General features: G+C 65.1%; 7 protein-coding genes and 1 pseudogene. 3 read left to right on the plus strand and 5 right to left on the minus strand.

Annotated elements, in window-relative coordinates; translation table 11 throughout:
- Positions 1 to 130: 130 nt before the first annotated feature.
- From Q0S16_RS17265 to Q0S16_RS17275, 3 genes are all read right to left on the minus strand, one after another.
- A complete protein-coding gene (locus Q0S16_RS17265) occupies positions 131 to 2,380 on the minus strand; it encodes a transglycosylase domain-containing protein (protein WP_295850488.1) in 2,250 nt (749 codons plus the stop codon).
- A 299-nt stretch (positions 2,381 to 2,679) separates the two neighbouring features.
- Complete coding sequence (locus Q0S16_RS17270) at positions 2,680 to 3,930, minus strand: ABC transporter substrate-binding protein (protein WP_295850490.1); 1,251 nt, start codon at positions 3,928 to 3,930, stop codon at positions 2,680 to 2,682.
- A complete protein-coding gene (locus Q0S16_RS17275; RefSeq protein WP_295850492.1) occupies positions 3,927 to 4,160 on the minus strand; it encodes a hypothetical protein in 234 nt (77 codons plus the stop codon). Before Q0S16_RS17275 ends, Q0S16_RS17270 begins: the two co-directional genes overlap by 4 nt.
- 106 nt (positions 4,161 to 4,266) lie before the next feature.
- Between Q0S16_RS17275 and Q0S16_RS17280 the strand changes: the two genes are divergently transcribed.
- Entirely contained in the window at positions 4,267 to 4,527 is a 261-nt protein-coding gene (locus Q0S16_RS17280) for a hypothetical protein (RefSeq protein WP_295850494.1), read from the plus strand.
- Between the two features lie 50 nt (positions 4,528 to 4,577).
- On the opposite strand, the gene Q0S16_RS17285 is transcribed toward Q0S16_RS17280, so the two are convergent.
- Positions 4,578 to 4,940, minus strand: coding sequence for a DUF1304 domain-containing protein (locus tag Q0S16_RS17285; protein ID WP_295850497.1), 363 nt, complete (start codon positions 4,938 to 4,940; stop codon positions 4,578 to 4,580).
- Positions 4,941 to 5,120: 180 nt separating this feature from the next.
- Here Q0S16_RS17285 and Q0S16_RS17290 point away from each other — a divergent pair, with 180 nt between their 5' ends.
- Positions 5,121 to 7,862, plus strand: coding sequence for an ATP-binding protein (locus Q0S16_RS17290; protein WP_295850499.1), 2,742 nt, complete (start codon positions 5,121 to 5,123; stop codon positions 7,860 to 7,862).
- 64 nt (positions 7,863 to 7,926) lie between these two features.
- Here the strand turns inward: Q0S16_RS17290 and Q0S16_RS17295 are convergent, their stop codons facing one another.
- Positions 7,927 to 10,722, minus strand: coding sequence for a [protein-PII] uridylyltransferase (locus Q0S16_RS17295; RefSeq protein ID WP_295850502.1), 2,796 nt, complete (start codon positions 10,720 to 10,722; stop codon positions 7,927 to 7,929).
- A gap of 241 nt (positions 10,723 to 10,963) precedes the next feature.
- Between Q0S16_RS17295 and Q0S16_RS17300 the strand changes: the two are divergent.
- Positions 10,964 to 11,179 (plus strand): annotated as a pseudogene (locus Q0S16_RS17300) (aliphatic sulfonates ABC transporter substrate-binding protein); the annotation flags it as partial.

Here is an 11,179-nt window from a genome sequence, read left to right on the forward strand (position 1 = left end):
TCCAGTTTCAATCAATCAATGAAACGCTCTAGACGCCTCGGCGTCGTGTCCCGGACGCGCTGCGGCATCCTTCATGCCGCTGCGCAGATCCGGGATCCCGGTTTCTTTCTGCGTCCGGGGAACGGAGCCCTTATCTCCCGAACAGCCGATCCACCAGCCAGCCGTCGAGCCCGCTCGCGGCTTCCGGGCGCGCGTTCGGCTGCGGCTGCGAACCGCGCGCGTCGCGATAAGTGGTCTGAGTGGGCGCCGGCGGCTGCGGCCGCGCACCATTATAGACCGGCGCGCTCGGCACATAGCCGCGCGCCGGCGCTTCCGAGGCGGGCGCGCTGATCCCCGGCAGCAGTTGCGACATCGCCTGGCCGATGCCGCCGAACGCGCTGCTCGGCGCCAGGCCGGGCACCGGTTCCGGCGGCAGGCCCTGATGCGCGGTCTTCATGAAGCGCGACCAGATCTCCACCGGCAATCCACCGCCGGTCGCCTTCCTGGTCGGCGAATTGTCGTCATTGCCGAGCCACACGCCGGTCACCAGCCGCGACGTGTAGCCGATGAACCAGGCGTCGCGAAAATCCTGGCTGGTGCCGGTCTTGCCGGCTGCGCCCCAGCCCGCCAGGTCAGCCTTCTTGGCGCTGCCGGAGATCAGCGTCTCCTGCATCATGGTGTTCATCATCGCCACCGCGCGGGCGTCGATCACGGTGCCCAGCGCATCCGCCGGCCGGGCATAGATCACCTTGTTGTTGGCGACGTTGCGGATCCTGTTGATTACATGCGGCGTGACGCCGAGCCCGCCATTGGCAAACGGCACATAGGCGCCGACCAGCTCGGTCAGCGACACTTCCGAGGTGCCGAGCGCGATCGAGGCATTGGCCTCCAGCTTGGAGGCGATGCCGAGCCGGTGCGCGGTGCGCACCACGCTGGCCGCGCCAACCTCGAGCCCGAGCCGCACCGCGACGGTGTTCAGCGACATCGCCAGCGCCTGTTTCAGCGTTACCGCGCCAAAATATTCGTGGGTGTAGTTCTCCGGTTTCCAGCCCTTGACGTCGAGCGGCGCGTCGGTGCGGATCGTCTCCGGCGTCAGCCCGGCCTCGATCGCGGTCAGATAGACGAACGGCTTGAACGACGAGCCTGGCTGCCGCTTGGCGGTCACCGCGCGGTTGAACTGGCTGTCGGCGTAATTGCGGCCGCCGACCATCGCGCGCACCGAACCGTCCGGCGTCATTGCCACCAGCGCGCCCTGGCTGACGTTGAACTTGACGCTCTTGGCCGCCAGCTCGTCGATGATCGAGGCCTCCGCCACGGCCTGCAGCTTCGGATCGATCGAGGTCTCGACGATGATGCTCTGGTCGATCTGGCCGACCAGATCGTCGAGCACTTCGCCGATCCAGTCGGCGACATAGTTCACGGTGCCGGCGCCGACCGGCTTGACGTTGTAGGACGGCGCGCCGATCGAGGCCTTGGCCTGCGCCGCCGTGATGAACCCGGCATCTTCCATCGCCGCCAGCACGATTTTCGCGCGCGCCTCGGCGCCTTCCGGGTTGCGGTTCGGCGCCAGCCGCGACGGCGATTTGACCAGCCCCGCCAGCATCGCCGCTTCCGAAATCGTCACGCTCTTCGCCGACTTGCCGAAATAGCGCTGCGCCGCCGCCTCGACGCCGTAGGCGCCACTGCCGAAATACACCCGGTTGAGATACAGCTCGATGATCTCGTTCTTGGAATGCTTGCGCTCCAGCCAGAACGCCAGTTCCACCTCCTGCAGCTTGCGCGCCATGGTGCGCTCCTGCGTCAGGAACAGGTTTTTCGCCAGCTGCTGGGTCAGCGTCGAGCCGCCCTGCGACACGCCGTGATGCAGCAAATTGGTGACCGCGGCGCGCGCGATGCCGATCGGGTCGACGCCGTAATGCGAATAGAAGCGGCGGTCCTCGATGGCAATGAAGGCTTTCGGCAGGAATGGCGGCAGGTCCTTCAGCGCGACATTGGCGCCGGCCTGTTCGCCCCTTGTCGCCAGCAAGCTGCCGTCCATGCCGACGATCTGCACGCTCGGCGGCTTCGGCGGAATTTCCAGCGACTGGATCGGCGGCAGATGCGCGCCGACATAGATCACCACGCCGACCACCGCGATCGCGCCCCACAGCCCGAGCACCGCGCCCCAGTAGAATGTCTTGCGAACCAGGCCGCCGATCCGCCCGGATGTCCGCGCGCGGCTGGCCTTGCGCGATTTTCGCGCGCTGCGCTCCGCGGCCTTGCGCGGCGCGGGTTTGGGCTTTTCCCTGGGCAGATCATCCTCGTCGCGGGCGACGCGGTCCCGCGGATTCATCCGCGGCTCCGACAGCGAGGCCGAAACCCCGAATGTCGGCTCCTTGCGCCCGCCCTTTTTCTTCGCCATCCGCCACCCACGCTTCCGATGCGCGACCCTACTGTTCCCGGTTTAAAGCGCCGTTAAGCAGAGATTAACGCGGACGGAAAAAACGATGGGTTTGCGCGGTGGTGCGCGCTGGCCGTTTTCCGGATCTCCGAGGTCGTCCCCGCGAAAGCGGGGAACCATAACCTCCGGCGTCATGAGGATTGATCGGCAGCTTCGCCACGCCAGAATTCTGCACGGCGTATGCGTCCCCGCTCGGCGCGAGCGAAGGCTCGCAACGCGGGGACGACTGTCGAGAGGATATTGCGTCCTGGAGACGCGCCTCACCCGTTCACATCATCCTCGATGATCGGGCCGAACAGCTCCCAGCGCTCGCCGTTGAATTTCTGCATCTGCAGCTGCTTGTTGAGGCGGTAGTCGGTGGGCGTGGTGGAGTAGCTCATGCCGGGCAGGCCGAGGTCGTTGGTGTAGCCGGACAATGTCGTCGCCTGCTTCATCACATTGGCGCGGGTCAAATCGTCGCCGCAGCGCTTCAGCACTTCGACCATTAGCTGCGCATTACCGTAGCCATAGGTGTTGAAGTTCGAGTTCTTGTCGCCGTCGGGATAGTACTTTTCCATGAAAGCGAAATAGCGCTTCATGCCGGCGTCGTCCTTCCATTGCGGGTCGGCCGGGTCCTTGCCGTAATTGGTCGAGATCAGTCCCTTGGAATTGTCCAGCCCGGCGGGCACCAGCACGGCGCCGACCGAGGTGGCGTTGATGTCGACGATATGGGTCGGCTTCCAGCCGAGATCGGCGACCTTCTTGATCGCCTGGGCGGCGAATTTCGGCGTCGAGGCCGAGAACAGCAGGTCGGCGCCGGAGGATTTCAGCTTCACCACTTGGGAATCGATGGTCGGGTCGGACAATTCGTAGGAGGCGTCGGAGACGATCATGCCCGCGGCCTTGTCGCCGAGCCCGGCCTTGATCCCGGTGACGTAGTCGCGGCCGAGGTCGTCATTCTGCCACAGGATCGCGACCTTGGCGTTCGGGTAGTTCTTCAGGATGTATTTGCCGTAGATGCGTCCTTCGCTCTGGTAGTTCGGGTTGTAGCCCATCGTCCAGGGAAAGTTCTTCGGGTCGGAGAAGCGGGTCGCTCCGGTGGCCGCGAACAATTGCGGCACCTGCTTCTGGTTGAGATATTTTTGCACGGCGGCGTTGGACGGCGTGCCGACGATCTGGAACGTCAGCAGCACCTCGTCGGATTCCACCAGTTTGCGGACCTGTTCCACCGCTTTCGGCGGCGAATAGGCGTCGTCATACTGGATCAGGTTGATCTTGCGGCCGTTGATCCCGCCCTGCTCGTTGACCATCCTGAAATAGGCGGCCTGGGTCTTGCCGATCGAGGAATAGGCCGAGGCCGGGCCGGAAAACGGCACCGTCTGGCCGATCTTGATTTCGGTGTCGGTGGCGCCGGGGTCGTATTTCTTCTGCGCGGACGCGGTGGAGGCGGATAGTGCGATCAGCAGCGCGGCGGCGAGCCCCTGGCCGGCGCGGGCAGCCAAAAACGAAGCACTAAAAACCGAAGTCCTCATGGCGTTGCCTTCCCCTGATAGTGATATGTCATGTCGTCGACGATCATGCCCGCGAGGGTGCCGCCGTTACCACCGAGTGTGACGCAGGGAACCTGAGATGGCAATGCCGAGCCGCGGCCGCTCAGCGGTTCGGGCCATGGATCAGCCCATCCGACCAGCGCCGCGCCGCCGGCCCAGCGCCGCGACAACGTCGCATGCAACTTCGTAGCGGCGCCTTCGTTATCAACCATGGCTAAATTATTTCTGATCCTGATCCTGGTGGGAATTGCGTTGCTGATCGGACTGGCGGCATTTCTGGTTGTGGTGTGAGGAACTGGAATCACATTTTGCCATTGGATGGACGCTCAACCATCCAACTGGAGTTCACAGGAACCAGATCGTCCTCGCAATTGCTTTCGTCTCCCTGATGTCCGGCGTCGCTTCGCGCAGGCCGGTGCCAATCCGAGCGCGCCGCAACCCGGTTCCACCGGAATCGGCGTCAACCCGTCTGGCACCACCACCACCAGCACCGCGGTCGATCGTCCGGATTCGATGGCCAAAGGCAGCACCAGCGGGATGGCCTCGGGCAACATGAAGAAGGACAAGAAGCACAATTAAACGGTGCCTGGCAGAATCGTGCTGGCGACAGCGCGTTCCGGTCGTGCGGCTCAACCGAGCCAGATCACCAGCAGCGCCAGCGCGGCGGGAGCTGCCTGCACCAGCAGGATCTTGCGGCTCACCGTCGCCGCGCCGTAAAGCCCTGCCGCGATCACGCAGAGCAGGAAGAAGACCTTGAGCTGCGACGCGAACACCGGCGCCGGGTGCGCTAGGCCCCAGACCAGGCCGGCGGCGAGAAAGCCGTTATAGAGGCCCTGATTGGCGGCGAGCACCGCGCTGTCCCGCGCCCTGGCCGCCGTGTTGCCGAAGGTCTTGAGGCCGTAGGGCCGGGTCCAGAGAAACATCTCCAGTACCAGGAAATACAAATGTAGCGCCGCGACCAGCGCGACCAGTGCATTGCCGACGACCTGCATCAAATCCTCCCGCGCGCGCCCGACGCTATCTGCCGTGCAAGCATAGCATGACCGGTCGCGCGCGGCGGACAATACCGGCGCCTTGTGGTCGGGATTGCTCTTGTCAAATCGGCGGCGCCGGCAATTGATGTCCGAGTCGGTCCGCTTCATGTCGTGCCGGAACAGAATGCGGATGGTCGCATGAGGCTCTCGACCCGGCTCACGCTCGCGATGGTGACGCTGGTGCTCGGCACCGCGGCGGCTGGCGTGGCCGGCTATCACAGCGTCGAAGCCAATGTCGTGCCCGCGGCGCTGGCGCGGCTCACCACCCAGGCGCGCGCCCGGCTCGGCATCCTCGACATCTATCTACGCGTCGTGCGCGGCGACGTGCTGGCGCTGCGCTCGATCCCGGCCCATGACGGGCTGGTGCGCGCGCTGCTTGACGGTGGTTTCGACAGCGACGGAAATACCTCCGCGGCGAAGTGGCGCGAGCAAATCGAAAACATCTATGTCGGGCAGTTGGTCGCCAAGCCGGCGATCCAGCAATTGCGCTTGATCGGGATCGCCAATGGCGGTCGCGAAATCATCCGCGTCGACCGCAATGGGCCGGACAACGCGATCCGCGTGGTGGCGCCGGGCGACCTGCAGTCGAAGGACGACCGCGGCTATTTTCGCGAGGCGATCACGCTGCCGGCCGGGCAGGTCTATATCTCGCCGATCGAGCTCAACCAGGAATATGGCAGGCTGGAAGTGCCGCATGTTCCGGTGCTGCGCGTCGCCACGATGATGCCGGACGCCACCGGCAAGCCGTTCGGCATCGTGATCGTCAATCTCGATATAAGGCCGATTTTCGAAGGCATTCGTGCCGCGATGGATGACGATGCGCAAATCTACATCGTCAACGCCAATGGCGATTTCCTGCTGCATCCCGACAACGACCGGGCGTTCGGCTTCGACCTCGGCACGCCGCATCGCTGGCAGGATGAGTTTCCGGCGCTGGCGCGGGCGGTCAGCACCGTTGGCAGCGGTTCGGCGGTGATCGAGAAAAGCGGCGGCGAGCGGATCGCGGCGGCGCTGGTCAGTGCGAAGATGGCGGATCGCCCGCGGATCGGCGTCATCGAGACGATGTCCTACCAGGCCATCATGGCACCAGCCTCGAATCTGCGACGTTCCGACAGCATCGCGGCGCTGGCCCCGGTGGCGCTGGCGATCACCATGGCCGTGATCGTGTCGCGCTCGCTGGCGCGGCCGCTGCGCCAGATCACCGAGGCAGTGGAGAAATTCGGCCGCGGCGAGGTGATCCAGCTCCCCACCGGCAGCCATGGCGAGATCGGCCAACTGGCGGCGGCGTTTCAACGCATGGCCATCAACGTCAACGACAAGACGGCGGCGTTGCGTGACAAGTCCGAACTGTTCGACAAGACCGTCGACAGCCTGGCGGATGGCCTGCTGATCATCGATGCCGAGGCGCGCACCGTATTCTCCAATGCCACCTGCAGGACGCTGTTCGGCAGCGACCTGCCGATCGGGTTGCCGGCCTACCAGACAAGCCATCACCGCTTCCGCCGCGACGGCGTGACGCCGCTGCCGCCCGAGGAGACGCCGATCTCCCGCGCGCTGCGCGGCGAGAGTTTCGACAATGTCGAGATTGCGTTCCGTCGCGGCACCGAGCCCGCCCTCACCCAGTTCGCCGCCAGCGGCCGCATCCTGTCCGGCGCCTTCGGCCAGATGGAAGGGGCCGTCCTTGTCTACCGCGATCTCACCACGTTCAGGGAAACCGAACGCCAGTTGCAGCAGGCGCAGAAGATGGAAGCCGTCGGCCAGCTCACCGGCGGCATCGCGCATGATTTCAACAATATCCTCACGGTCATCGCCGGCGCGGTGGAGCTGTTGGCCGACGGCGTCCGGGACCGGCCGAAGCTGGCGGAAGTGGCCGGGATGATCGAGGAAGCTGTCGACCGCGGTGCCAGCCTGACGCATCGGTTGCTGTCCTTCGCGCGCAAGCAGCCGATGCAGCCGCGCGAGCTCGACGTCAACGCCCTGATGCATGATGCCGGGCGGCTGTTGCGGCCGACGCTTGGCGAGCAGGTCGAGATCGAGCTGCGGCTGGTGCGCGACCTCTGGCCGGTGATGGCCGATCCGACGCTGCTCGCGAACGCGCTGCTCAACCTCGCCGTCAACTCCCGCGACGCGATGCCGTCCGGCGGCAAGCTGACGCTGGAGACTGCCAACATCATGCTCGACGAGGCCTATGCGGCGCTGCACGCCGAAGTCCAGGCCGGCCCCCATGTCATGATCGCAGTCAGCGATACCGGTGCCGGCATCCCCGCCGCCATCCGAGACCGCGTTTTCGAGCCGTTCTTCACCACCAAGTCGCTCGGCAAGGGTACCGGGCTTGGCCTCAGCATGGTCTACGGCTTCGTCAAGCAGTCCGGCGGCCATATCGTCATCTACAGCGAGGAGGCCTACGGCACCACGATCCGGATCTATCTGCCGCGCGCCGCCGAATCCTGCGCCGCACCGACCCCGACGGTGGAGCCGGGCTTCGTCGGCGGCATGGAAACCCTGCTGGTGGTGGAGGACGATGCGCCGGTGCTGCGCAACGTCATCATCAATCTGGCGGCGCTAGGCTATACGGTGCACACCGCCACCAGCGCGACCGAGGCGCTGAAGCTGGTCGAACAGGGCCTGGCATTCGACATGCTGTTCACGGATGTCGTGCTGGGCGCCGGCATGAATGGACGACAGCTCGCCGACGAGGTTCACAAGCAGCGGCCGGAGCTGAAGGTGTTGTACACCTCCGGCTATACCGAGAACGCCATCGTCCACCACGGTCGCCTCGACGCCGGCATCCATTTGCTCACCAAGCCCTACCGCCGCGCCGATCTGGCGCGGATGCTGCGGCTGGTGCTGGATGCGAAGACGGTGGCGGCGGCGACGTAGCAACGGGTTCGTCATTCCGGGTTCGATCGCGGCTGACGCCGCGTTCGCCCCGGAATGACAGTTCTTACCCCGCCGGTTTCGCCGCGACGTCGCCATGTGCCAGCAGATGGATCAGCGCGCGTTTGATCGCGGCCTGCCTTGTCGGGGCGTTGATCTGCGCGCCCAGCAGGTCGGTGACGTAGAACACGTCGCGGGCACGTTCGCCGAAGGTCGCGACATGGGCCGAGCCGATATTGAGGTTGAGCTTCGAGATCGCGGTGGTCAATTGGTACAACAGGCCCGGGCGGTCGAGGCCGGAGACCTCGATCACGGTGTAGCGGTCCGACCACTGGTTGTTGATGGTGATCTCCGGCTCGACCACGAACGGCTTCAGCTTGCCGCGGCTGTTGGCGCGCTGGGCGACGGTTTCCGGCAGCCGCAGCTTGCCTTCCAGCACGTCCTCGATCATGTCGCCGATCCGCGTGGCGCGGCGGCCTTCATCGTCGTCGCGGTCATATTCCCGGGAGATCGCGATGGTGTCGAGCGCGCGGCCGTCGGTGGTGGTGTAGATCTGGGCGTCGACGATATTGGCGCCGGCGGCGGCGCAGGCCCCCGCGATGATCGACAGCAGCCACGGATGGTCAACCGCGAGGATGGTCAGTTCGGTGACGCCGCGCGCCTCGTCATAGCCGACATTGATCGCCAGCTTGTGGCCGGCTTCCTCGGACGCGCGCAGGAAGCGGGCGTGGCGCAGCTTGCGATCGAGCTCGACCTTGAGCCAGTACGCCGGATAATGCCGGCTGATATAGGCATTGAGCTCGGCCTCCGGCCATTCGGTGAAGGCGGCGCGGAATTCGGCCTGCGCCATGGCGATGCGCTGGGCGCGGTTGACCTCGGAAAAGCCGCCGGTCAGCGCCGGCTCGGTCTCATAATACAATGTACGCAGCAACTGCGCCTTCCAGCCGTTCCAGACGCCGGGGCCGACGCCGCGGATGTCGGCGGTGGTCAGGATGGTCAACAGCTTCATCTGCTCGACCGACTGCACCACGGCGGCAAAGTTCTCGATGGTCTTGCGGTCCGACAGGTCGCGCGACTGCGCCACCGTGGACATCGTCAGGTGCTCCTCGATCAGCCAGGCCACCAGTTCGGTATCGGCGGCGTTGAAGCCGAGCCGCGGGCACAGCCGCCGCGCCACCCGGGCGCCGCCGATCGAATGATCCTCTGGCCGGCCCTTGGCGATATCGTGCAGCAGCACGGTGATGTAGATCACCGCGCGATGTTCCGGCTGGATCTTGCGCATCAAATCGGAGGCGACGACGAACTCGTCATTGCCGCCGCGCTCGATCTCCTGGAGGATGCCGACGCAGCGCAACAGATGCTCGTCGACCGTATAGTGATGATACATGTTGAACTGCATCATCGACACGATGCGGCCGAAAGCGCGGATGAAGTGGCCGAGTACGCCGGTCTCGTTCATCCGCCGCAGCACGGTCTCGGCATTGTCCGAGGTCAGGATCTCCATGAACAGCGCGTTGGCTTCGGGGTCTTCGCGCACCGCCGGGGTGATCAGCCGCAGTGACCGCGTCACGGTCCGCATCGCGTCGGGGTGGAAGGCGAGGTTGTTCTTCTGCGCGAGGCGAAACAGCCGGATCAGATTGACCGGATCCTCGCGGAACACGTCGGGCGCGGCGAGGTTGATGCGGCTGTTGTCGATGATGAAGGCGTCGGAGCCGGGTACGCGGCGGCGCTGCGGGTCGGGGCGCAGCTTGGCCATCATCCGGCTCAGCGCCGGCGCCGGCTTGGCCTGCTGGTCTTCCAGCTTGGCGCACAGGATCGCGGTAAGGTCGCCGACTTCCTTGGCGATCAGGAAATAGTGTTTCATGAAGCGCTCGACGTCCTGCATGCCGGGATGCGAGGTGTAGCCGAGGCGAAGCGCGATATCGCGCTGCAGGTCGAACGACAATCGCTCTTCCGGGCGGTTGGTGACGAAGTGGATGTTGCAGCGCACCGACCACAGGAAATCCTCGCAGCGGTTGAAGGTGCGGTATTCCTGCGCATCGAACACGCCATGCGCCATCAGCTCGCGGGTGTCGCTGACGCGGTAGACATATTTCGCGATCCAGAACAGCGTGTGCAGGTCGCGCAGCCCGCCCTTGCCATCCTTGACGTTGGGCTCGACCAGATAGCGTGACTGGCCGCCGCGGCGATGCCGCTCCTCGCGCTCGGCGAGCTTGGCGGTGACGAATTCGGCGGCGGTGCCCTGCACCACTTCGCTGTCGAAGCGGGTCACCAGTTCCTCGTAGAGCGGCTTGTCGCCGGTGAGGAAGCGGGTCTCGAGGATCGCGGTGCGGATCGTCATGTCGCCGCGGGCCTGGCGGATCGATTCATCGACCGAGCGGGTGGCGTGGCCGACCTTCAGGCCCATGTCCCACAGGCAGTACAGAATGACTTCGGCGACCTGCTCACCCCAGGCGGTCTGCTTGTAGGGCAGGATGAACAGCAGATCGATGTCGGATTCCGGCGCCATCAACCCGCGGCCATAGCCGCCGGTGGCGACCACCGCCATGCGCTCGGCGCCGGACGGGATCGGCGAATGATACAGATGCCGGGTCGCCGCGGCGAACAGCATGCGGATGATCTCGTCCTGCACATGGCAGAGCTGTTCGGCGCAGCGGCGGCCATGGCGGTCGACCAGCAGCACGGCCTCGGCGGCCTGCCGCGCCTTCGAGAGCTCCGCCTTCAGCAGCTTTGCCAGCGCGGCGCGGAACAAATCGTTATGGCCGCGATGCTCCGCCGCCAGCGCATCGATCGCGGCGGTGACGCCTTGCGTATCGAAGCGGGGTTCGGCGACGGGTCTGGTCTGTAGTGCGACGCTGTCCATGGCCAACCCGGATATCGGAGCGCGCGGGCGCTGTCACGGTGATTATCGGGCAACGACCGCTTCATGCTGTGTTTTGCGCGTTTCCGGCAACGAAGTCCTCGCGCCAACGCCATTCACGCAAGCTATTTTCTCATTGACTGGCCGTTTAAGCCATTGAAATATATAAATGTTTCAAGATTCTGCCGGGCAGGTCGATCTGCCTCGCGGGCGCCGGCTGGCGCGGTCATCAGGGAGAGTTGACATGTGGAAGATGTCTCGGCGCCTGTTCGCCGGTATGATCGGCGCGGCCCTGTTGCTGCCGGGCGTGGCGCTGGCGGCTGAACCGCTCAGCGAAATCCGGCTCGACTGGGCGACCTATAATCCGGTCTCAATCATCCTCAAGCAGAACGGCCTGCTGGAGAAGGAGTTCGCCAAGGACGGCATCAAGATCGTCTGGGTGCAGTCGGCCGGCTCCAAC

Origin of the sequence: Tardiphaga sp. (genome assembly GCF_025356345.1) — a bacterium.
GTDB lineage: Bacteria > Pseudomonadota > Alphaproteobacteria > Rhizobiales > Xanthobacteraceae > Tardiphaga.

What these genes read in the sequence shown, in the direction of transcription:
- Q0S16_RS17270 (WP_295850490.1), bottom strand. Translation starts at nt 3,930, where the DNA reads ATGAGGACTTCGGTTTTTAGTGCTTCGTTTTTGGCTGCCCGCGCCGGC.
- Q0S16_RS17295 (WP_295850502.1), bottom strand. Translation starts at nt 10,722, where the DNA reads ATGGACAGCGTCGCACTACAGACCAGACCCGTCGCCGAACCCCGCTTC.
- Q0S16_RS17280 (WP_295850494.1), top strand. Translation starts at nt 4,267, where the DNA reads ATGGACGCTCAACCATCCAACTGGAGTTCACAGGAACCAGATCGTCCT.
- Q0S16_RS17285 (WP_295850497.1), bottom strand. Translation starts at nt 4,940, where the DNA reads ATGCAGGTCGTCGGCAATGCACTGGTCGCGCTGGTCGCGGCGCTACAT.
- Q0S16_RS17265 (WP_295850488.1), bottom strand. Translation starts at nt 2,380, where the DNA reads ATGGCGAAGAAAAAGGGCGGGCGCAAGGAGCCGACATTCGGGGTTTCG.
- Q0S16_RS17290 (WP_295850499.1), top strand. Translation starts at nt 5,121, where the DNA reads ATGAGGCTCTCGACCCGGCTCACGCTCGCGATGGTGACGCTGGTGCTC.
- Q0S16_RS17275 (WP_295850492.1), bottom strand. Translation starts at nt 4,160, where the DNA reads ATGGTTGATAACGAAGGCGCCGCTACGAAGTTGCATGCGACGTTGTCG.